Below are 24,106 nucleotides of genomic sequence, written 5' to 3' on the forward strand. Positions count from 1 at the left end.
GGGTTACTCTCCGGGGTTGCCCATGCGGGTGGTGACGACCATGCTCCGGCGTCCGGCGGGGGTGACGGCGACGCATTTGAGCACCCGTTGTTCCCCCCGGGGAACGATGACCTCCAATTCGCCCGGCACTTCGCGGTCGAAGTCGTAGGGCGTGGCGCCGTTGAGCGTGTAATAGACCCGGCAGCCCGGGAAGGGCGGGCGGATCGTGAAGCGGAAACATCCCCCTTCGAGCGTCTCTTCGCGGATGCCGTGGGGTTGCGGAACCTGATAGGCTGCCCCTTCGGCGTCGAGCCGCGCAAGGTATGCCGGAAGGCGCTGCCGGGAGAACTCCTCCCACGACTTGCGCGCTACGGGCGACCATGCGATTTCGGAGAGGGCGTAGATGCGCGGCAGCAACTGGTACTCGACCCGTTTCCCGGTCGCCACGAATTCCGTCCACAGGTTGGCCTGCACGCCCAGCAGGTATTGCTGTTCCTCTTCGGAGAGCCCCTCGGCCGGGTCGTAGCCGTATATCTTCTCCAGCGGCAGGGAGAGGTTCAGGCTTACGGGCTCGTCGGGCGAATCCGTCCCCCGTTTGTCGAAATAGAGGTACTGGCCGGGGGTCATCACCACATGGTGGTGCTCTCTGGCCGCCGCGATGCCGCCCTGTGTGCCCCGCCAGCTCATGATGACCGCCCCGGGCGACAGCCCGCCCTCCATGATCTCGTCCCAGCCGATCAGCTGCCGGCCTTTCGATGCGAGGTAGCTGTCGATGCGGTGGGTGAGGTAGGATTGCAGCTGCGTCTCGTCGCGCAACCCCTCGGCCGCGATCCGGGCCTGGCAGTCGGGGCAGGCTTCCCAGCGGGTGTGCTGGCACTCGTCGCCGCCGATGTGGATCAGCTTCGAGGGGAAGAGCGCGACGACCTCGTCGAGCACGTTTTCGAGGAATTCGAAGGTGCTCTCCTTGCCCGGGCAGAGGACGTTGCCGGGGCCGCAGATCCAACCCGCTATTTCGTAGGATTCGTCTCCGTTCGTGCATCCCAGCCAGGGATAGGCCGTGAGGGCCGCGAGCGAGTGCCCGGGCATTTCGATTTCGGGGATGACCGTGATGTACCGCTCGGCGGCATAGGCGACGACCTCGCGGATCTCGTCCTGCGTGTAAAAGCCGCCGTACCGTCCGAATTCGAAGGTGGCGGGCTTCTCCTCGTAGCTGCCGATCTGGGATTTCGAACGCCACGCCCCGACCTGGGTCAGGCGCGGGTAGCGTTTGATCTCGATGCGCCATCCCTGGTCGTCGGTCAGGTGCCAGTGGAAGCGGTTGAGTTTCGCGGCGGCCATGCGGTCGAGGTAGCCCTTCACGAACTCCACGGGGAAAAAGTGGCGGCAGACGTCCAGGTGGAGTCCCCGGTAGCCGTAGCGGGGGTAGTCCTCGATCTCGGCGCAGGGGATGTTGCCGTCGGCGTCGGCCATTTGCAGGAGCGTCTGGAGCCCGTAGAAGATGCCGCTTTCGTCGCCCGCCGTGAGTTCCGCCGCGTGTTCGGCGACGCGGAGCCGGTATCCTTCGGCGGGGATGCCCGCGCGGGCGTCCAGTTGCAGGAGGAGCGTGTTCCGCGTTTTCCGGGCCGGCTGCTTTCCGTGCGGGGCGGCCAGTGCCGAGGCCACCCGGATCAGCCCTTCGGGCCGGGAGGCGAAGCCTTCGGCGGTGACTTTACAGCCCGGTGCGGCGAAGTGCCCTTCGCGGAGTTCGGCCCGGACGGGCTGCGGGATGAGTTGCAGGGGGCGCTGCGCCGCGGTTGCGCACAGCGTGGCCAGCACGGCGATCAGGGGGAATAGTTTTTTCATGGCGCAAGTATTTTGTCCGGCCGGGCCGATGCCGGCCCGGCCGGGGCTGGCGGGATTACTCCGCCGCCTTGAGTTCAAGTACGTGGCTGGCATGTTCGCCGCCCACCTCGAAGTCGAGGCCGGTCTCCATCAGGAACGCCCCGGTGAAGGTCTTGCCGTCCTGGGGAATGGGCTTGCCGTCGAGGCTGAGCTCCCTGACGAGGTACCTCTTCTGCGGGTCGAGCCCGGCCATCCGGAACGCCGGCCGGGGCATGTTGTGGTACTGTTCCAGCTTGTAGACGAAATAGGCCGCGTGGTCTTTTTCGGGCGAGACGTACATCAGCGATGCGTACCCGGTCTTGTCGAAGGGCGAGATCAGGCGGTAGAGGTCACCCTGCTGCACGACGGGGCGGATCAGCTTGTAGTCGGCGATGGCGCGTCGGGCGAAGGCCTTGTCCTCGTCGGTCATGTGTGCGGGCTGGAGCTCCATGCCCATGCGTCCGCTCATCGCCACGTCGAAACGCAGTTTGAGGGGCGTCTTGCGGCCGGTCTGGTAGTTGGTGTCCACGCTCACGTGCGAGGCCATCGCCACGGCGGGGAAGAAGTTCGAAACGCCCCACTGGATGAAGATGCGTTGCAGGGCGTCGGTGTTGTCGCTCGTCCAGAATTCGTCGTAGTAAGGCAGCATCCCGTAGTTGATACGGCCGCCGCCGCTGGCGCAGGCCTGCATCACCAGGCCGGGGTATTTGGCGTGGATGCGCTTGAGGATGTTTTCCAGGCCGCGGTGGTAGGCGATGTAGAGATGCGACTGTTTGTCGCGGGGCAGGTAGGTCGACCCGTAGTTGAACAGCGTCATGTTGGCGTCCCACTTGATGTAGGCGATTTCGGGGTGCGCCGTCATCAGCTTGTCCACGACGCCGAACACGAATTCCTGTACTTCGGGGTTCGACAGGTCGAGCACGAGCTGCGTGCCTCCGCGACCCTTGTGCATCTCGCGGTGGGGCTGCTGGATCACCCATTCGGGGTGCTTCTCGAAAAGCTCGCTCTTCGAGTTGGTCATCTCGGGTTCGATCCAGATGCCGAACTTGAGCCCTTTCTCCCTGGCCGAGGCCGTCAGCCCCTTGATGCCCTCGGGGAGTTTCTCTTTGCAGACCACCCAGTCGCCGAGGCTCGACGTGCCGTTGTTGCGCGGGTATTTGTCGCCGAACCAGCCGTCGTCCATCACGAACATCTCCCCGCCCATGGCGGCGAAGTCGGCCATCATCTGATCCATCACCTCCTGGTTGACGTTCATCGAGACGCCTTCCCAGCTGTTGAGCAGGATGCTGCGCTGCTCGCCGCCGTGGTTGAGCCGGTGCAGCCGCGCCCAGCGGTGGAAGTTGCGGCTGACGCCGCCCTTGCCCTCGTCGCTGAAGGTGAAGGCGAATACGGGGGTCGTAAAGACCTCTTTCGGTTCGAGGATGTATTGCGACTGGTCTTCGTTGATGCCGGCGAAGATGCGTGTGGTGTGGGCATTGTCGTTGTCGATGGCGATGCGGTAGTTGCCGCTCCATGCCAGCGTGCCGCCGATGACCATGCCGTGCTGTTCATCGGGGCGCCCGTCGAGCGTGAGCATGAACGACGGGCAGCTGTTCTGCGTATTGCGTACGCCGTCCTTGTCTTTGATGACCCTCATGCCGTCGGTCAGCGCTTCCTCGTAGAGGTATGCCTCGGCGCCCCAGGGGCCGTGGAAGTGCGAGAGCCAGTTGTCGCCGCGGCGCACGGGCAGGAAGGCCGACGCGAAACGGTAGAGCGTGACGGGTTTCTTTTCCAGGTGGCGGATCTCCGTCCAGGTCTCGATCACCTCGCAGTCGGGATAGGTCTTGTAGTAGATGGTGACATAGAACGGGTAGAATTTGTCTCGGGTCGCGATCGCCGTGACCTGGCCGCCGTCGCGGTTCTCCCTGGTGACCGACTCCACGACCAGTTCGAGCGACATATTGCCGTCGTTGTGGGTTGCCTGAATGGCTGTTTCACGCGAGCACTGGACGCCGAACTGGGGGTATACCGGGACGTTGAAGGCGCTCCCGCTGTCGAATACGTCGCCGGGATTCGCCAGCCGGGGGCCGAAGTACTGTATCCGGGGCGATTCACCCTTTGGGGCCGTGATCAGGATAGAGCTTTTCCTGTTGGAAATAACGATGTTATCAGCCCGGAGAATCCCGGAACCCAATAACGCGGCGCATAGCAGCACACTTGCAAAGAGTTTGTTCATAGATGTTCCTTAGATTAAATAAGTTTTGGTTTAATAGTCATCATTCTAAAAATATGTGGTAAAATTAAGAATAATTATGAGAAAATTTAGCATTGTCGGGCATTATTTTATCACTCCCGGTCGATATTCGTGCCCGGGAGTGTCCCCTGCCCGGGGCGGGAGGTCTTGAAACGCGTGAAATCCCCCGGCTTAGGGGGTGGTTTCGGGGGCGGGTACGGGCATGGCGGCCGGCCGTCGGACGGGGATGTGCGGGCGGGATGGTTTGGGGCTGCCGGGAGCGGCCCGGGGAAGGGAGTATACGGATTTTTCGGGCGGGAGGTATGCCTTAATCATACTGTTTGTTGCTGATTATTAGTATTTAATGTGTCCGTATGGAACATTCCCGGGTTCTTGCGGGTATCCTGTGATTATACCATTTTGGTAGTATTGTATACAATTCGGCGAGTAATATAATCTACTTTTGAATTACAAAAAAACACTGACCATGCGCTACGCACATAACCCGATCCTGAGCCCCGAAGATTTGTGTCCGAGCCAACCCTCGATGCAGATCGAATGCCTGCTGAATCCCGGCGTATTCCGTTACGACGGGAAGGTCTGGATGCTGGTCAGGGTCGCCGAACGCCCTGCACAGGCCGAAGGGGAAGTCAGTTTCCCGTTGCTCGACGCGCAGAACCGCGTGACGGTGATGCGTGTCCCGGCCGCCTCCCCCGAACTCGACCTATCGGATCCGAGGGTCATCAATTACAAGGGCGAGGATTTCCTCACGACGATGTCCCACCTGCGGCTTGTGAGCAGTACCGACGGCATCCGTTTCCGCGAGGAGGCGGGATATCCGCCGCTGACGGGCAGCGACCGTTACGAAGCGTACGGGATCGAAGACTGCCGCGTCACGCAGATCGGGACGCAGTATTACCTGACTTATACGGCCGTCTCGGCCAATGGCGTGGCGGTGCGGATGCGCAGCACGTCGGACTGGCGCCGTTTCACCGATTACGGGCTGGTGCTGCCCCCGCACAATAAGGACTGCACGCTCTTCGACGAGAAGGTAGGTGACCTATATTATATGCTGCACCGCCCGAGCAGCCCCGAGATCGGCGGGAATTATATCTGGATCGCTCAGAGCCCCGACCTCCGCCACTGGGGAAACCACAGGTGTGTGGCCCGTACCCGCAAGGGGATGTGGGACAGCGCCCGCATAGGTGCCGGGTGTGCCCCGATCCGTACGGGCGAAGGGTGGCTGACGATCTACCACGGCGCGGACGCTTCGAACCGCTATTGCCTGGGTGCGATGCTGCTCGATGCCGCCGACCCGTCGAAGGTGCTGGCGCGCAGCCGCACGCCCGTCATGGAGCCTGAGGAACCCTACGAACTGGAAGGCTTCTTCGGGAATGTCATCTTCACCAACGGCCACCTGGTCGATGGCGACCGCATCGCCCTGTACTACGGGGCTTCGGACAAGGTGATCTGCCGGGCCGACCTCTCCGTAGGCGAAATCCTGGAAAACCTGCGCAAAGACTTATAATAGAAATCCCAATAAAACCTACTTAAAACTCATGAAGAAAACTTTGACCTATTGTTTCGGTTCCCTGCTTTGTCTGATGACGCTCGCTTCGTGCCAGAACGGCGGTTCGTGCTGCGGCCGCGCCGCTACGGACGTCGACCTGACGGGCAGGCTCTATCCGAAAGTCAAAACCCCGACCAAATCGCTCGTCATCGTAGACCTGCAAAACGACGATATCGAGGGGCAGGTCGCTGCCATCGGCCTGCAGGGTATCGTCAACCGCGACAGCGAACAGAAGATCTATGTGATGAACAGCCGTTGCAAGGACAACCACGGCGGCTGGAAAACCGGCCCGCACGACATGGCCCAGATGGGGCAGTTCTGGCTCGACCGTGTGCTGAAGGACATTCCGCAGGAAACCCTCACGCTCGATGCGACCAAGTCCAACCCCGGGTTCTCGGCGCTTGTCGAGCAGTATAAGAAGCATATCAAGGGCGTAGTCATCTATGACCCCGAACTGGTCGAGGCCACGATCGAGGCGGCGACCACGATCGCGGCACAGACCGACGCCCTGATCGTTTCACCCCGCCTTTACGAGGAGGTGAAGGGATATGGTTTCCCGGTGATCCGGGATTTGCGCGGGATGTTCAAGACCAACATCGAGTGTGTCGACTGGCTCGTGGAAAACTATTTCGGGACGGCCAACCGCGACGTGGCTTTCACCTGGTCGCACATGACTACCGATTTCCAGGAGAGCTGGGGCGCAGCCAACAAGGACTACGTGGTTGCCAACCGCCTGTTCACCTATTTCCTCGACATCCAGGATCATGACCAGTGCGCATATTACGAGAACATCGTCAAGAAATATCCCGCCGGCACCCAGATCATGGGCTGGACCGACGAACTGAAGGCCGACAAACTCTTCGCCGAATACGGGTATTTCATGGTGCCGTTCATTTCGGTCGAGAACATGACCGTCATGTCTTCGTTCCCCTCGGTGCAGGGTACGCCCATCGAACCCAAGGCGCTCGAGGCCGAACCCAATACCGTTTATATCGCGATGCTCGTCTCCGACGGCGACAACCTGCTGCATACGATGATCTACATGCCCTACACGATCGAGGAGTCGGCCGCCTACGGCGATGTCCCCGTGACGTGGATCATCAACCCCGCCATCGTAGACCTCGCGCCGCGTGTTTTCACCTGGTACGAGCAGGTGATGAACGAAGGCGGCCAGGAGATGGGCGCCATGATGGGCGACGGCTCCCCGACGACCGACCGTTACAGCGGCTTCTCGTTCTATTGCGCGCTGACGCGGCATTACCTCAGGCAGGCCGGCATGCACACCCTCAAGCAGATGGTCGACGGCGAAGCCGTGGCCTGGAACGTACAGCCCTACTGCCTCGAAGGCGGTTATGCGGGCACCGACTGGCGGGGCATCGGTTCCGACGAATACCACATGGACAACGACTGTTTCCATATCGGTACGACCAATTCGCGTCCCGAATACCTGGACAAGGTGCTGGACAGCGCCCCGGTAGACGAACCGCTGTTCCTGTCGGTCATGATCGGCACGGCGAGCGAGGATGTGACCACCTATGCGTCCGAGCTCAAAAAGCAGATCGAGGCCCGCAACGACGGCCGGAAATACGTGTTCCTGAGGACTGCCGACCTGGCCGCTACATATCGCGCCTATAAAGGTCTCCCCGTAGAATAATCGTGCGGAATGCCGCGTGCATCGGTGTGCCCCGACAGGCACACCCTGTACGCTGACGTCCCTGACTATTGCGGCGGGTGTTTCCGCCTGCATCCTGCAAAAAGCGTTGGGGTATTCGTAAAAACCTAATTATAAACCACTTATTAACTTGACACCTAATTGGCCACAAACTGAAAAGATGTAAAACCTACCGATCCGCCGGGAGCCGGGCGTTCCCGCGGAAAGCAAAGAAATGACAACCAACGAACTACATTAACGATTGATTAAAATTATGAAACAAAGCTTACTGAAATTAGCTTTCGCAGCAGTGATGTTGATGCTTGTCGCTCCGTTCGCAGGCAGTCGGGCTGTTGCACAGACGCACAATCTGACCGGAACCGTCGTCGACGCACAGGGTAATCCGGTTGCGGGTGCCGCCGTGGTGATCGACGGGACGACGAAGGGTACCTCGACGGGTTCCGACGGTTCTTTCGCACTGAACGGCGTTATGGCGAACCAGAGCCTCCTGGTGACATTCATCGGTTATGAGCCCCAGACGGTTGCCATCGGCTCGCAGACGAATATGAAGGTCGTGCTCAAGGAGGACAACCAGACGCTCGACGAAGTGGTCGTCATCGGTTACGGCGTCCAGAAGAAGAGGGACGTGACGGGGTCGATCACCTCGCTGAAGAGCGACGTGTTCGAGTCGCGTTCGGTCGAGAACGCGCAGCAGGCCCTGCAGGGAAAGGCCCCGGGCGTGCAGGTGCTCTCCTCTTCGGCCGCTCCGGGTTCGAGTCCCTCGATCCGTATCCGCGGATTCAGCTCGAACAATTCGGGCGCATCGGAGCCCCTCTATGTGGTGGACGGCCTGAAGGTGTCGGACATCTCCTACCTGGATCCTTCGTCCATCGAGTCGATGGAGATCCTCAAGGACGGTGCCTCGGCGGCCATCTACGGTGTCGAGGCCGGTAACGGCGTCGTACTTATCACCACCAAAAAGGGTAAGAAGGGCGACGGCCGCATCTTCTACGATTTCACCTACGGCATCACCTCGCTGGCCCGCAAGGCCGACCTGATGAATGCCGAGCAGTACGTGGCCTACCAGACGGCCGCCGGCAACAGCCAGTCGCTGTCCGCGTGGGACGGTAAAACCGATACCGACTGGTTCGACGTGCTTTACGGCGACAACGGTTCGTTCCAGCGCCATACGGCCGGCGTCGAAATGGCCAACGACTATGGTTCGGTTTACGCTTCGCTGTCGTATATGGACAACGACGGTATGTACTACGGCAATAAGGACTGGCTGAAGCGTGTCACCTTCCAGCTCAACGGCGACTACAAGGTCAAGAAATGGCTCACCTTCACGACCAACAATACGGTCGAAAGTTCGCGTTCGCAGAACAGCGGCGACGGCGTGAGCAATCTGGGCAACAGCAACCAGTTCATCAACCCCTACGGCATGGATCCGCTGCTGCCCGCTTTCTGGGACAAGGACAACCTGCCGGCATACATGACCGAGCTGATCGCACAGCAGGGCGACGACATGTTCATGAAGAACGAGAAGGGCGATTACGTCGGCATTCCGTTCGCCGCCAAGGACGCGGTCAACCCGCTTACCCACTATTACAGCAACACGGGCGAGCATAAGAACTTCGCCCTGCGCGGTGCGTCGTCGCTGGTTTTCGCCCCCGTCGAGGGCCTTACCGTCACGTCGCGTGTCGGTTACCGGCTCGAATCGACCAATTACAGTTTCTACGGCGTGCCGACCTACTTCGCCGTGTCGTCGCGCACGAAGATGCAATTGGACGGAAAGACCACGATGAACCGCTTCTACATGTGGGAGAACTTCGCCAACTACAACAACACGTTCGGCAAGCACACGATCAACGCGATGGTCGGTATGTCCTACCAGTACGAGTGGAGCAACTTCACTTCGGGTTCGACCAACGGCCTGACCGACAGCAGCAGCAATTTCCACCACTTGGACTTCGCTTCGACCGACGCGACCAAAGGCGTGGGCGGCAGAGTAGGCGAAATGTCCAGTATCAGCTATTTCGGCCGTATCGGCTATACGTTCGACAACCGTTACAACATCATGGTCAATTTCCGCGCCGACGCTTTCGGCCGCTCCAAATTGTCGAAGGAAGCCCGCTGGGGCTATTTCCCCTCGGTGTCGGCCGGGTGGACGATCTCCAACGAGCGGTTCATGCGCGATATCGACCCCAAGATCATTTCGTTCCTGAAGCTCCGCGCTTCGTACGGTGTCAACGGTAATATCAGCGCGCTGGGCGCTTTCATGTACAGCTCGTCGATGAGCGTGGGCGATTATTACCCCATGAACGGCTCGCTGGTTTCCACCGTCTATCCTTCGGATGTGCTGGCCAACCCGGATCTGAAATGGGAGACGGCACGGCAGTTCGATGCCGGTATCGACGCGCGTTTCCTGAACAACCGGCTGACTTTCGGGATGGACTTCTACAATAAGAATACCGTCGACCAGATCCTTACATTGACGCCTCCCCTTGCGACGGGTACCACGAGCATGGCCAAGAACATAGGCAAGGTCAACAACCACGGTTTCGAGTTCGAACTCGGCTGGCAGGATCAGGCCGGTGAGTTCACCTACGGCGTCAATGCCAACCTTGCCACCATCAGCAGCGAGGTCAAGGAGATGGAAGGTACGCGTATCGTGAACGACTTGTCCGATTTCGTCTATTTCGACAAGGGACAGCCCATGTGGAGCTACTACGGCTACAAATACCTCGGTGTAAACCCCGAGGACGGCAGCGCCATGTATTACGACAAGGACAAGAGCGGTACGATCGACGACAAGGACAAGGTGTACCTGGGTTCGGCCATCCCCGACTTTACCTACGGTATCACCCTCAATGCCGCTTACAAGGGCTTCGACCTGACGGTATTCGGCAGCGGCAGCCACGGCGGCCTGCTGAGCCTCTACGGTGCCCGCCTGACGCCTTCGGCCAACAAACCCTCCGAACTGTGGACGGATTCGTGGGACGTGAAGGGTGCCGGTGCCAAGTACCCGCATCCCGATCCGATCGGCGATACGGCTTCCAGAAACTCGAGCATGTGGCTCAAGAGCGGTTCCTATTTCAAGATCAAGCAGATCCAGCTGGGTTACACGCTGCCTTCGTCCTTTACGAAAAAGATCGCCATTTCGCGCCTGCGCGTCTATGTCTCGCTCGACAACTTCTTCTGCATCACGCCCTACTGGGGTATGGATCCGGAAGCTGTCAGCGGTACGTCGGGCATCGGCATGGACTATGGCGACTACCCGACCCCGAAGACCCTGACATTCGGTGCAAACCTTTCGTTCTAACCTAAAAACATTACGACTACTATGAAAAAGCATATTTTGGCATTAGCCGGACTGCTTGCCGGAGCGATGATGGTGACCTCGTGCTCCCAGGCGCGTCTCGACGAAGTGGAGCACCTCGGAGTCACCGAAGTGGACAAGACCTATGCGGAGGCGGACGATATGACGGCCCAGCAGCTGATCGCGAACGTATACGTCACGGCCAAGTACCTGATGATGGGCGACTGGGGCGTACACTACATTGCAACCACCTCGGCCAAGACGGCCGAGTGCTGGCCGGGCGGCTCGGGCCCGAACGACGGAACCGACTACCACCGCATGTCGGCCATGATCGACGATTCGGAGAACAACGCCTACAAGGAGATGTATACCCGTTTCTACAAGATCATGTACAAATGCAACATGATCGTCGACAAACTCAACGACGGCTCCGATGAGCGCAAGCGCGTGATTGCCGAGGCCAAGGCCTGGCGTGCCTGGGCGATGATGCGCCTGACGCAGCTGTGGGGCTCGGCTCCGCTCGTGGATCACGTGCTGGACGGTATCAACTATTCGTTCTATCCCGGCAACTCGAACCCCGCGGACAACTGGAAATGGATCATGACGCAGTTCGACGAGGCTGCCACCGTGCTTCCGTCGAAGAGCGGACTGGGCGGCCAGAAAGCCATCGGCGGCCGCTGGACGGCCGAAGCCTGCTTTGCGTACAAAGGCCAGGGTTACATGTGGCAGAACGACTATGCCAACGCCAAGGTCGAACTGGCCAAGGTGATCAACTCGGGTAAATACGAACTCTGGGAGAAGACCGCGACCATGGGCCCGTCGAGCTACGGGACGAACATGCAGCTGGCCAAGAGCCAGAACGAAAACTGGAGCGACGGCAACGAGGAGTACGAATACCTGACGCTCTACCGTGCCGAGGCCGATTTCTGCGACGAGTTCCTGCTCGAACTGGACATCGACGGCGATGCCACGACCATCACCAGCACCGAGCCTTACTGGTTCCGCGCCTACATGAACTGGCGTAAGGACGAGGTCAACCTGCCGGGCAACACGACGACCGCCTCCGACGGCTGGGGCTTTGTCAACCCGACCCGCACGTTCGGTTATGCGTTTGCCAAGCACGATGGCAACAGCGTGCGCCGCCGTGCGGCCATCGCCACTTACAGCGAGGTGTACCACGACTTCCCCTACCTGAACAAGGACGTACGCGGTGTCATGTCGAGCATGTTGTTCGAGAACGAGGGCTATTTCCGCATGAAATACTACGACTTTGTGGACGACGTGGTTCCCGAGCGTTTCGCAAGCGGCCAGACCAACGGCAACCGGACGAACTTCCCGCTGATGCGCTATGCCGACGTGCTGCTGCTGTACGCCGAGGCTGTCTGCATGTCGGGCGAGGGTACGGCCAACATCACGGGGCTGGAGGCGCTGAACAAGGTGCGCCGCCGTGCGGGCCTTACGGACGCCCCCGCACTGGATATGGATAACGCCGAGTACGGTATCAAGGCCGAGCGCCGCTTCGAGCTGTGGCTGGAGGATTGCAGCCGCTATGTCGACCTGATCCGCTGGGGCGATTACAAGAAATTCATCACCGACACTTCGATCGACGGTGTGAGCGAGCATTGGGGTAACGAATGCGCATGGCTCGTCGGGCTCAAGGACGCGACCGTGCGTACGACCGATCCTACGGATTGGAGCAACTACGAAGTGCGCTACGACCCGCTGTCGACGCGCGGCAGCTGGAGCGACCGCTTCTACCTGTGGCCGTTCCCCTATGCCGAAACGACGCAGAACCCGAACCTCGTCCAGAATACCGGTTGGTAAAAACCGGTTGTGAAGGCCGTACCGGCCGGTTACCCGGGGCGGTATGATAATCCGGCGACGGCGGTGGATCGTTTTTGTTTCACTTCGCCGTCGCCGGGATTTTTTCCGGCCGGGCCGTCCGGATCGGCCTGCATCGGCGGGTTGCCGCCCTTCGCGTGCGTGCGGTCGTGCGGTGCCGGATGACCGGCGGCGTTGAATCCGTGCGGGAGCGAATAATCCGTAAAAAAATGAAGGAATGAAAAAATATCTGTTGATCGCAGCGTCGCTGTTGCTGTGCCTTCCCCTGGCAGCCGCTGTGCAGAAAGTGTCGCTCAACAGCGACGGCCGGGTTGCCGCATGGCAGCTCCGGGCGCAGGACGAGGTGACCGACGTGAAAGCCATGCTCGGGGCGGGCTACGATGCCTCGGGTTGGGTCGCCGCGGTCGTCCCGGGGGCGGCCTTCACGTCGTTCGTCGAGGCGGGGATCGAATCCGACCCCAATTTCGGCGACAATGCCTACAAGGTGGACAGGAGCAAGTACGACCGCAATTTCTGGTACAGGGCCGAGTTCGCTACGAAAGACCTGCCCGCCGGTGCGCGCCGCTGGATCTGCTTCGAGGGCGTGAACCGCGGGGCCGAGGTCTATTTCAACGGCGCGCGGCTGGGGTCGCTCGACGGGTTTATGGATCGCGGCATGTTCGAGGTCACGCACCTGCTGCGGCAGGATGCCGCGCCCAACGTGCTGGCCGTGCTGGTGCGCGTGCCGACGAACCCGATCGCCAATCATGCCAGCCCGACCTATATTTCCAGTGCGGGCTGGGACTGGATGCCCTACGTCCCCGGGCTGCTGGGCGGCATCACCGACGACGTGTATTTCACCACGTCGGGCGACGTGTCGCTCGTCGACCCGTGGGTGCGTACCAGGGTGCCTTCGCGCGAGCAGGGCATCGTCTCGCTGACCACCGAACTGAAGAACCACTCGCAGCAGGAGAAAACCGGGGTCGTGAGGGGCGTCATCCGCCCGGGCGACATCACCTTCGAGAAGCGATTTAAAATAGGGGCGGGCCAGCAGCGCACCGTGGGCGTCGACCCCCGCGAGTTCCCGCAGCTGACCGTCGACGACCCGGCCCTGTGGTGGCCCAACGGGTACGGCGACCAAAACCTCTATACGTGCGAGCTGACGTGCGAGGTCGACGGCGAGGTTTCCGACTGCCGGACGGTGACGTTCGGCATCCGGGAGTACTCCTACGACTTCGTGAAGGGTGTGTTCCAGCTCTCGGTCAACGGCGAGCGCATCTACTGCAAGGGCGGTAACTGGGGCATGAGCGAGTATATGCTCCGCTGCCGGGGCGCCGAGTACGACCTCAAGGTGCGCCTGCACCGCGAGATGAACTACAACATGATCCGCAATTGGATCGGTTCGACGACCGACGACGAGTTCTACGAGGCGTGCGACCGCTACGGCATCATGGTCTTCGATGATTTCTGGCTCAATTCGCATCCCAACCTGCCGGACGACGTGTTCGCCTTCAACCGCAACGCCGTGGAGAAAATCAAGCGGCTGCGCAACCATCCTTCGATCGCCGTCTGGTGCGGCGACAACGAGGGCGTGCCCCTGGCGCCGCTCAACGAGTGGCTGCGCGAGGATGTCAAGGCCTTCGACGGCGGCGACCGCTGGTACCAGCCCATTTCGCGCGAGTACGGATTCTCGGGCAGCGGCCCCTGGGTGAACGCCCATCCGATCTGGTACTTCACGGCCCACCCGCTGGGCTACGGCGAACACAAACTCGACGGCTGGGGCTTCCGCACGGAGATCGGCTCGGCCGTCTTCACCAACTACGAGAGCTATAAGAAGTTCATGCCCGAGCCCGAGCGGTGGCCGGCTTCGCCCGGGATGCTGGACAAGCATTTCTTCGGCAACTCGGCGGGCAATGCGCGCCCGACCCGTTATTTCGCGGCCGTGGAGTACAATTACGGCAAGGCCGCGGGCGCGGAGGATTTCTGCCGCAAGGCGCAGCTGCTCAACATCGAGGTCAACAAGGCGATGTACGAGGGGTGGCAGCACCACCTGTGGAACGACGCTTCGGGCATCCTGACCTGGATGAGCCAGTCGGCCTACCCGTCGTTCGTATGGCAGACCTACGATTACTATTACGACCTGAACGGTGCCTACTGGGGCGTGCGCAAGGCCTGCGAGCCGCTGCATATCCAGTGGAGTTACGCCGACAACACGGTCAAGGTGGTCAACGCCAGCGGCGAGGCCTACAACGGCCTGCGTGCCACGGCGGCGGTCTACAATATGGACGGCAGCGAGGTGAAGCGCTACGCGCAGCGGGCCGCCCTGTCGTCGCTGCCCAATACGGCTGTCAAGGTGATGACGCTGCCGTTCCCCGAAGATCGCAACCTCGCACGGGGTAAGAAAACCGTCGCCTCGTCGTCGGAGAATGACGATTCGCATGCCGCCAAGTCCGTCACCGACGGCAATACGGGCTCCTCGTGGCGCTCGGGCGGCCCGGGCGAGCAGTGGGTCATGGTAGACCTGGGCGCGCCCACCGAGTTTTCGGACATCGTCCTGACGTGGGAGAGCGAAGCGGCCAAAGCATACGAGATACTCGCGTCGGACGACGCCGAAGAGTGGCGGACGGTCTACACCAGCGGCAAGCCCAGCACGCCCATCGACCGGATACGGATCGACCCCGTGACGGCGCGCTATGTCAAGTTGCAGGGCACGGCGCCCCACGACGACTGGCAGCTGGTGCTCTTCGAAATGGAGCTTTACGGCCCGGAAACCCCGGCCGAAGAACTTTCGCCCGTGCATTTCATCCGCCTGCGGCTGACCGACGATGCCGGGAACCTGCTCTCGGAGAATTTCTACTGGCGTTCGAACCGCCTGGGCGACTACCGTGCGCTGAACGACCTCGAACCCGCGAAACTGGATGTACGCACGAAAGCCGAAACGGTGGACGGCAAGCGCATCATCCGCGCGACCGTCACGAACCGGGGCCGCAGCGTGGCGTTCGCCGTGCGCCTCATGCCGGTCTACGCCTCGACCGGGGAGCAGATACTGCCGGTCATCATGGACGACAACTACTTCACACTGCTGCGGGGCGAGACCCGGAAGGTCGACATCGAGATCGACGAGTCGCTGCTCGGGGAGGATACCTACAAACTGGTCGCAAGGCCCTATAACGATTGATTGCGGGTATGGGAAGGTTTTGTGCGCTGGTGCTCCTGCTGTGCGCGGCATGGGCGCCGTCCGAAGCGAAAATCAAGCTGCCCGCCATCGTGGGCGACAACATGGTGCTGCAACAGTCCTGCGAAGTGAAGCTCTGGGGCTGGGCGGCGCCCGAGGCCGAAGTCAGCGTCGCACCCTCGTGGTGCGGCGCCGTACGGACGCAGGCCGACAAGAAGGGACGCTGGTGCGTGACGGTCGCAACCCCGGCCGCCTCGTTCGAGCCGCGCAGCATCGCCCTGGGCGACGGCGACGGCGAACCCGTCGTGCTGAAGAATATCCTCATCGGCGAGGTGTGGCTCTGTTCGGGGCAGTCCAACATGGAGATCCCCGTGCAGGGAGGCCGCGACTGCCCGATCGAACATGCGCAGGAGATCATCGCCGAAAGTGCGCAGTACCCCGACGTGCGGCTCTTCTCGGTGAAAATCGACGGCGGGCTTCGTCCCCGGGAGGATGTGACGGGTGCCTGGTGCGAAGCCTCGCCCGAGAGCGTCAAGACCTTCAGCGCCATCGGCTACCTGTTCGGCCGCAACCTCCGCCGGGCGCTGAACGTCCCCGTGGGGATCATCAACAGCAGTTGCGGCGGCACGTGGATCGAAGCGTGGTTCCCGGCGTCGCTGCAACGCGGGTTCGCCGATTTCGACCCGGCGTCGGTCGCCACGCGCGAGGGGCAGAGCGGCATGAATACGGTCGAAATCCTTTACAACGGGATGATTTACCCGTTGCATAACTTTGCGATCAAGGGGTTCTGCTGGTATCAGGGCTGCTCGAATGTCGGGCGCAGCACCTGTTACGCCGACAAGATGGTGGCGATGATCGACCACTGGCGGGAGTTGTGGGGCGGCGAACGCAAGCCGTTCTACTACGTCGAGATCGCACCCCATGAGGACGGCGAAGAGAACGTGAACGAGGCGCTGGTGCGTGAGCAGCAAGCGCGGGTGATGGACATGACCGACAACGTGGGCATGGTTTGCACCAACGACCTGGTCTACGACTACGAGACGTGGAACGTGCATCCCAGCCGCAAGGAGCCCATCGCGCGGCGCCTGGCCTATTGGGCGCTGAGCCGGGACTACGGCTACGGCGATGCGGTCAAGACCATCGGGCCGCGGTTCAGGTCGATGGAGGTGCTCGAAGGCGGTGTCGTGCGGGTGCATTTCGACGGCAGCGACTGCGGGTTCCTCGTCAAGGGCGAGATCGAGGGCTTCGAGCTGGCCGGCAGCGACGGGGTGTTCCGCCCCGCGAAGGCCGTGCGCCGGCGCCCCGACCCCACGGTGCTCTATGTCTCGAACTACGACGTGGGCAGCCCCGTGTACCTGCGCTATAATTTCAAGAATTGCAGCGTCGGCCGCCTGTGGGATGCCTTCGGGCAGCCCGTAGTGCCGTTCCGGACGGATAATTTTTAACTTTGTGGAACCGATCTAATATTTTGCGGAAATGAAAAAACTGATCTTGTCATGTGCGCTTTGCCTGTTTGGGGCAGGCGTTGTTTTCGGCCAGGCCTATTCCGACCTTCTCTACCGGGACTGGGCGGGGCTCAGGGCCTATGCCCAGGTGAACAAAACGCTGGGCGACGTGCGCCCCGACGTGGTTTTCATGGGTAACTCCATCACCGAGGGGTGGTTCAACCAGCACCCGGAGTTCTTTCAGAAAAACAACTTCCTGGGACGCGGTATCGGCGGGCAGACCTCGTCGGAAATGCTGGTGCGCTTCCGCCAGGACGTGATCGAACTGCACCCGCAGTGCGTGGCGATCATGGCCGGGACGAACGACATTGCGATGAACAACGGATACATCGCCCTGGAAAATACCTACCAGAACATCGTTTCGATGTGCGAGCTGGCACGCTTCAACGGGATAAAGGTGCTGCTGTGCTCCGTCACGCCGTGCGTGCGCTACAACTGGCGGCCGCAGGTGGAGCCCGGGAAGATCATCCCTAAGCTCAACGCGATGCTCAGGAAGTATGCGGACTCGGCCGAGGGCGTGGAGTATGTCGACTATTTCTCGGCGATGGCCGACAAGGACAACGCCATGCTCCCGGAATATTCGCCCGAGGGATGCCATCCCAACGGCGAGGGCTATAAGGTCATGGAGAAGATCATCGTGCCGGCCATCAACAAGGTGAACGGTACCGACAAAAACTATTTCGTCTACTAATCCGAAGCTGTCATGAATCTCAAACGAACCCTTTTCCTGCTGGCGGCCGTGCTGCCCCTGCAGCTCTCCGCCAAGGTCACGCTCCCGGCAATCTTCACCGACAACATGGTGTTGCAGCAACAGAGCGATGTGAAAATCTGGGGCAGGGCCAAACCCGGCAAGGCCGTGAAAGTCACCACTTCGTGGGACGGCAAGACCTACGCGACGACGGCCGCCGCATCGGGCGGCTGGGAGGTGCGCGTGTCGACTCCCGTGGCCGGCGGCCCCTACACGGTCACGGTTTCGGACGGCAAACCCGTCGAACTGAAGAACGTATTGATCGGCGAGGTATGGCTCTGCTCGGGGCAGTCCAACATGGAGATGCGCGTTGCCGACCGGGTGCTGAACTACGAACAGGAGATGAAGGAGGCCGATGCCTACGGGAATATCCGCCTGCTGCATATCGACAACACCACCAGCCCGGTGCCGCTCGACGAGGCTTCGGTTCGCCACGGCGGCTGGCAGGTGTGCTCGGGCGAAAACATCGCCGACTTTTCGGCGACGGGTTACTTCTTCGGCAAGGAACTCTATAAAAACCTGGGCATACCCATCGGATTGATCGAGTCGTGCTGGGGCGGGACGTACGCCGAGTCGTGGACGAGCGCCGAAGCGCTGTCCGAGATGCCCTATTTCCGTCCCCGCGTCGAGAAGGTGAAGCAGATCCCCGAATCCCGGGAGGCGCGTAACAGGATGTTCCACGACGACATGGACGAGTGGCGCCTCCGGATGATGCAGGCCGACAAGGCGTTCGAGGACGGCCGCGCGGTGTGGGCCGAGAGTTCGTTCGACGATTCGTCGTGGGGCGAGATCGCGGTTCCGGGGTTCGTGCAGGATCAGGGCCTCGACGGGTTCAGCGGCTTTATGTGGGTGCGCAGGGACGTCGAGATCCCGGCCGGCTGGGCCGGTAAGGAGCTGACGCTCACGCTTGCGGCCATAGACGACAACGATTTCACCTATTTCAACGGCGTCGAAGTGGGGCATACCGAGGGCTGCATGGCTTTCCGGAGCTATAAGATTCCCGCGTCGCTGGTCAAGGCCGGCAAGGCGACCGTTGCCGTGCGTGTGATGGATACGGGCGGCAAGGGCGGCATCTTCGGCGATGCGAACAGCATCGCCCTCGCCAAATCGGACTCGGAGAAACTCCCGCTGGCCGGGCAATGGAAATACAAGGTCTCGATGGGCCTGGGCGACGCCCCCGACATGCCGGTCAACACCGCCACCGAACCCAACTACCCGACGTTCCTCTTCAATGCGATGATCAACCCGCTCGTGGACTATGCCATCCGCGGCGCCATCTGGTACCAGGGCGAGGCCAACGTGGCGCGCGCGGCGCAGTACCGCGACCTGCTGCCGCTGATGATCCATGACTGGCGGCAGCACTGGGGATATGCCTTTCCCTTCTACATCGTGCAGCTTCCCAACTACATGAAGGCACAGGAAGGCCCCGAGGAGTCGGAGTGGGCCGAGTTGCGCGAGGCGCAGAAACATGCGCTCCGCCTTGAGAACACGGGGCTGGCCGTGTGCATCGACGTGGGTGACGGCGACGATCTCCATCCGAAAAACAAACCGGCGGTCGGCCGGCGCCTCTCGCTCGTGGCGCGGGCATTGACCTATGGCGAGCAGATTCCCTATTCGGGGCCCGTATACGAGGGTTACCGCATCGAGGGGAACACGATCCGTATCGACTTTTCGCACACGGACAAGGGGCTCAAGACCTCCGACGGCGGCCCCGTCAGGGGGTTCTATATCGCCGGCCCCGACCATAAGTTCCATGCCGCCAGGGCCGTTATCGAAGGCAGTACGGTCGTCGTCTCTTCGGACGGGGTACGCTTCCCCGTCGGGGTGCGCTATGCCTGGGCCAACAACCCGGTCTGCAACCTCTGTAACGGCGCCGGGCTTCCGGCCGGGCCGTTCCGCACCGACGACTGGACGGACGGCGCGAAACGCTATTAGGGAACCGTCCGTCGCCGCTTCCGGGCCGGATCCGGCCATTTGGGCGGCAAACTGCGCGGACGGAACCTACGCGGGGTCATGGCAGGGCGCGCCCTGCCATGACTTTCCCGTCTGGTAGCGGGGCGGATCATCCGCCCCGGCTTCCCGCTTTTTTCGGGAAACGGCCTGCCGATTGATTTTACGGTTCCGTATAAAAACATATCTTTGTGACAACATGCGAAGCGTTATGTCGAAAAAGTTGATTCTCCTGTTGCTGGCGGCGGTTTGGGTTGCCGCGCCTTCCGCCGTGGCCTCCCTCAAGTACGATACGCTGACCAGCGCGGACGGGTTGTCGAACAGTTCGGTCAACTGCATCTATCAGGATTCGACCCTGATGATGTGGTTCGGGACATGGGACGGCCTGAATGCCTACAACGGTTACGGCTTCAGGACTTACAAGTTCGCGCCGGACAATGCGAATACGATTTCGAACAACGTCATCCGCAACATCGTCGAGGAGGCGAAGGGCATCCTCTGGGTCGCCACCGACTACGGGATCAACCGCATCGACGTGAAAAACGACCGCATCGAACGCTTCTACCCCGGCTACGAGGACAACGGCCCCACGGCCGAGCAGGTGTTCTCGGTCGCGGCCGCGGCCGACGGCACCATCTTCTGTGCCGCCACGGGATGGGGCATCGCCTGCTACGACAAGGTGCTGGGCCGGCTTTCGGCGCTCAATGTCCCGCAGTTCAACTCTTCGGAGGTGCGTGCCGTTTACTACGGCGGGCAGAACACCCTGCTGCTGCATACCGTGCAGGAGGAGCTGGTTCGGATCCGTTACGAACTGTCCGCGACGGGAAGCATGGAGGTGCGGGAAAAGGCCGGGCTCTTCCCCGAAGGGGGTGTCAAGGCGGTGTTCGACAGCCGGACGGCGCTCTACCTGGTTACGGCGGATGCGGAAATTTACCGCTACGAGCGCCGCGACGGGGAGCTGGCTGCAGTGGGCAAATTCCCCCCCCCGGGTCGTGAGGTGCGCGCTATCGCCCAATATGGCGACGATTACCTGCTGGTAGCGACCGGGACGCCGGACATGTATGTCTGCGACATGCCCGGGCGGACGTTCCGCCGGATGTCGCAAATGCCCGGCATCAACATCCTTTCGTTTTGCTACGGCAGTCAGGACATCCTGTGGGTCGGCAGCGACGGGCAGGGCGTCTTCCAGGTATACAACGACGGCATCCAGTTCGACAAGGTTCCCAACAGCCGGATTTTCGGCGACAGGAACTGCCCCGTGCGCGCCTTCTGCGAGGACAGCCGCGGGAACGTCTATGTCGCCACGAAAGGCAACGGGATCGGCATGTTGCGTCCCGACGGGAGCCGGGGCGCGGTCTGCGACGTATCCGGGGGACTGGGTAATAATTCCGTCTACGCCCTCGCCGGGGGATTCGGCGACGACCTGTTCGTCGGCCACGATGGCGCCGGGCTCGATGTGCTTTCGTGTGCCACGGGGCGCATCTCGTCCATCAAGCCCGTCCCGGGCACCTATTTCGGTTCGGTGTATGCGATTTACCGCGATCCGTCGGACGGCTGCGTGTGGCTCGGGACGAACGGCTACGGGCTGATCGGGCTGCAGCTGGCCGAGGCGGGCGGGCATTACGAAATCAGACGGCAGCGGGTCTATGTCAACGACAAGAAGGACACCACCTCGCTGAGCAACAATACGGTGTTCGCGATCGTCCCGGCCGGCGGCGGAAAACTGTGGGTCGGAACGCGCGGCGGCGGGTTGAACCTCTTCGATACCCGCAGCGGCAAGTTTACCCATTACACGACCTCCTCGGGCGATTATCCGATCAGCAGCAACGACATCCTGTCGCTCTACGCCGGGCGCGACTCGACGCTCTGGATCGGGACGAGCTACGGTCTGAACCGGCTTAGCCCCACCGCAGAGGGACGGGGCGGTTTCCGCTGGTATATCGAAAAGGACGGGCTGCCGAACAACACCATCCACGGTATCCTGGAGGACGACTCGGGCAACCTTTGGCTCAGTACCAACAAGGGGCTGGCGCAGCTGAACCCTGCCGACAACCGGATAATCAGCTATTACAACAACGAGGAGTTGCAGAGCAACGAATTTTCCGACGGTGCCTATTACCGTTCGCGCGACGGCAGGATGTACTTCGGCGGCGTGGCCGGGTTCAACCGGTTCGATCCCCGCGACATCCGCGTGCGGACGTACGCCCCGGCCGTGCAGCTCAACGATTTCCTGATCAAGCAGACGCCCGTGCCCGGATTCCGTGCCGACCGCGAGATCGTCCTGTCGCACAGCGAAAACTTTTTCAGCATCCAGTTCTCTGCGCTGGAATACATCCGCAACGGCAACTGCGAATACGCCTACATCCTCAAGGGGTTCAACGACGACTGGGTGGAGATCGGCACCGACAACACGGCGGTGTTCACCAACGTGCCGCCCGGGGCCTATGAATTCTGCGTGCGATGTACCAACGGCGACAAAATCTGGAGCGACAATACCGCTTCGCTGCATATCCGGGTGCGTCCGCCGTGGTGGAACACGGTGTGGGCCTATATGGTCTACCTGCTGCTCTCGTTCGTGGTGCTGTACGTCGTCTGGTTCGTGGTCAACGACCGGATCGAGCAGCGGCGCAGGCTGCTGATGGAGTCGATGAGCCGGCAGCAGCAGAGCGACAACTACGAGGCGAAACTCCGCTTTTTCACCAGCATCGCCCACGAGTTCTGCACCCCCTTGACGCTGATCTACGGGTCGGGCGAGCAGCTGCTCGACAGTTACAGCCTCGCGCCCGACGTCGCCAAGCATGTCCGCATCGTGAAGAACAACGCGGCGCGCATGCAGCGCCTGATCGGCGAGTTGATGGAGTTCCGGCGGGTCGAGACCGGGCATTACACGCCCCGCTACGTCATGGTCAACGTCACGGAGCTGATTTCGACCATTGCCGACAATTTCAACGAAGTCAACGAGCAGCGGCGCATCGACCTGCGCATCGACTTCCCGGCGCAGGAGGTCATCCTCGTGAGCGACCAGGGGGCGCTGGAGAAGATCCTCTACAACCTGGTTTCCAATGCCTATAAATATACGCCCGCAGGCGGATACATCAGCATCGGGTTGCGGGTGGAGGCCGGCCGTACGACCGTGAGGGTCAGGAATTCGGGCAAGGGTATCAAGCCCGAGGACATCGGCAACGTCTTCAACCGCTTCGAGATACTCGACAATTTCGAACGGCAGGCCAACGAGGGCAAGGTCATGCGCAACGGCATCGGGCTGGCGCTCGCCAAGAGCCTGGCCGGCATGCTGTCGGGAAATATTACGGTGAGCAGCAACCCCGGCGAATATACCACCTTCACCCTGTCGCTGCCCGAGGTGAGCCGCGACCTGGTGACCGAACCCGAACAGAAGAGCGTGCCCGATTATCCGCTGCCCGACGTCGAGGACATGCGGACGGGGCAGGCCCGAGAGTCGCGTGCCGCGGGGGCCTCGATCCTGGTGGTGGACGACGAAAAGCAGATCCGCGACCTGATCGCCGAGATACTCTCCGACGAATATTCCGTCATCCAGGCCGCCGACGGGACGGAGGCCATCGAGATCCTCAAACACAAGCGCCCCGACCTGATTATCAGCGATGTCAGCATGCCGAACGTGGACGGGCTCGAATTGCTCAAATACCTCAAGGGCAACGAGATCACCAAATATATTCCGTTCGTGTTCCTCTCCTTCAAGAGCGACGTCGAACAGGAAATCCGCGGCTACGAACTGGGCGGCGACGCCTATATCTCCAAGCCGTTCCACCCCAAGCACCTGCTGGCCGTCGTGCATCAGATACTCAACAACCGCCTCTCGCTGAGGGATTACTACAATTCCGTGATCTCCTCGTCGGACGTCTACGAGGGGAATACGATTGACGCCGACGACAAGAAGTTCATCGTACAGCTGGCCGGGATTATCGAGCAGAACATGACCGACGAGAACCTGTCGCTGAATTTCCTGTGCGACAAGATGTGCGTGAGCCGCATGAGCCTCTACCGCAAGATCCGTGAGATCACGCAGATGACGCCGAGCGAATATATCCGCTCGGTGAAGATCAGCCATGCGACGCATCTGCTCCGGACGACCAACATGACCATCCAGGAAATCATGTTCTGCTCGGGTTTCAACAACAAGTCCTACTTCTACCGCGAGTTCGCCAAAATATACCACATGTCGCCTAGGGAGATGCGCGAAAAAGAGCGCTGAGCGGGCAAAAGTGCCGTTTCCCGGCGTGAAGATACGTTTCGGTTACAATAGTATACCTTGCAACGCCCCCGCGGGCTTAATTTTG

Annotated in this window: 11 protein-coding genes; 9 read left to right on the plus strand and 2 right to left on the minus strand. The window is 61.1% G+C overall.

Translation table 11 applies throughout. The annotated features are described in order from the left end of the window. Window positions 1–3: 3 nt before the first annotated feature. The gene (locus DW189_RS07495) at window positions 4–1,821 is read right to left on the minus strand and encodes a beta-N-acetylhexosaminidase (protein WP_117507356.1); all 1,818 of its coding nucleotides are present in this window, start codon (window positions 1,819–1,821) and stop codon (window positions 4–6) included. A gap of 55 nt (window positions 1,822–1,876) precedes the next feature. Continuing rightward, window positions 1,877–4,054: an alpha-galactosidase gene (locus tag DW189_RS07500; protein WP_117507357.1), complete on the minus strand. Its 2,178-nt coding sequence runs from the start codon at window positions 4,052–4,054 to the stop codon at window positions 1,877–1,879. 484 nt (window positions 4,055–4,538) lie between these two features. Here DW189_RS07500 and DW189_RS07505 point away from each other — a divergent pair, with 484 nt between their 5' ends. The 9 genes from DW189_RS07505 (at window position 4,539) to DW189_RS07545 (ending at window position 24,021) form a co-directional block, all read left to right on the plus strand. Then, a complete protein-coding gene (locus DW189_RS07505; RefSeq protein WP_117507547.1) occupies window positions 4,539–5,579 on the plus strand; it encodes a glycoside hydrolase family 130 protein in 1,041 nt (346 codons plus the stop codon). A 31-nt stretch (window positions 5,580–5,610) separates the two neighbouring features. Then, window positions 5,611–7,275, plus strand: a complete 1,665-nt coding sequence (locus tag DW189_RS07510; RefSeq protein ID WP_117507358.1) for a GxGYxYP domain-containing protein — start codon at window positions 5,611–5,613, stop codon at window positions 7,273–7,275. 271 nt (window positions 7,276–7,546) lie between these two features. After that, a complete protein-coding gene (locus DW189_RS07515) occupies window positions 7,547–10,594 on the plus strand; it encodes a SusC/RagA family TonB-linked outer membrane protein (protein ID WP_117507359.1) in 3,048 nt (1,015 codons plus the stop codon). Window positions 10,595–10,615: 21 nt separating this feature from the next. Then, complete coding sequence (locus DW189_RS07520; RefSeq protein ID WP_117507360.1) at window positions 10,616–12,415, plus strand: RagB/SusD family nutrient uptake outer membrane protein; 1,800 nt, start codon at window positions 10,616–10,618, stop codon at window positions 12,413–12,415. 235 nt (window positions 12,416–12,650) lie between these two features. Beyond that, window positions 12,651–15,590 (plus strand): discoidin domain-containing protein, encoded by a 2,940-nt coding sequence (locus tag DW189_RS07525; RefSeq protein WP_117507361.1) that lies wholly within the window; start codon window positions 12,651–12,653, stop codon window positions 15,588–15,590. Window positions 15,591–15,598: 8 nt separating this feature from the next. Next, window positions 15,599–17,032 carry a sialate O-acetylesterase gene (locus tag DW189_RS07530; RefSeq protein ID WP_117507362.1) on the plus strand — a complete coding sequence of 478 codons (1,434 nt, stop codon included), beginning with the start codon at window positions 15,599–15,601 and terminating at the stop codon, window positions 17,030–17,032. Window positions 17,033–17,063: 31 nt separating this feature from the next. Then, window positions 17,064–17,783 (plus strand): GDSL-type esterase/lipase family protein, encoded by a 720-nt coding sequence (locus tag DW189_RS07535; protein WP_117507363.1) that lies wholly within the window; start codon window positions 17,064–17,066, stop codon window positions 17,781–17,783. A gap of 12 nt (window positions 17,784–17,795) precedes the next feature. Next, on the plus strand, window positions 17,796–19,775 hold the full coding sequence (locus tag DW189_RS07540) for a sialate O-acetylesterase (RefSeq protein WP_117507364.1): 1,980 nt from the start codon (window positions 17,796–17,798) through the stop codon (window positions 19,773–19,775). Window positions 19,776–20,001: 226 nt separating this feature from the next. After that, window positions 20,002–24,021, plus strand: coding sequence for a two-component regulator propeller domain-containing protein (locus DW189_RS07545; RefSeq protein ID WP_181969297.1), 4,020 nt, complete (start codon window positions 20,002–20,004; stop codon window positions 24,019–24,021). Window positions 24,022–24,106 lie beyond the last annotated feature (85 nt).

Source organism: Alistipes sp. AM16-43 (assembly GCF_003435745.1).
Lineage (GTDB): Bacteria > Bacteroidota > Bacteroidia > Bacteroidales > Rikenellaceae > Alistipes > Alistipes onderdonkii.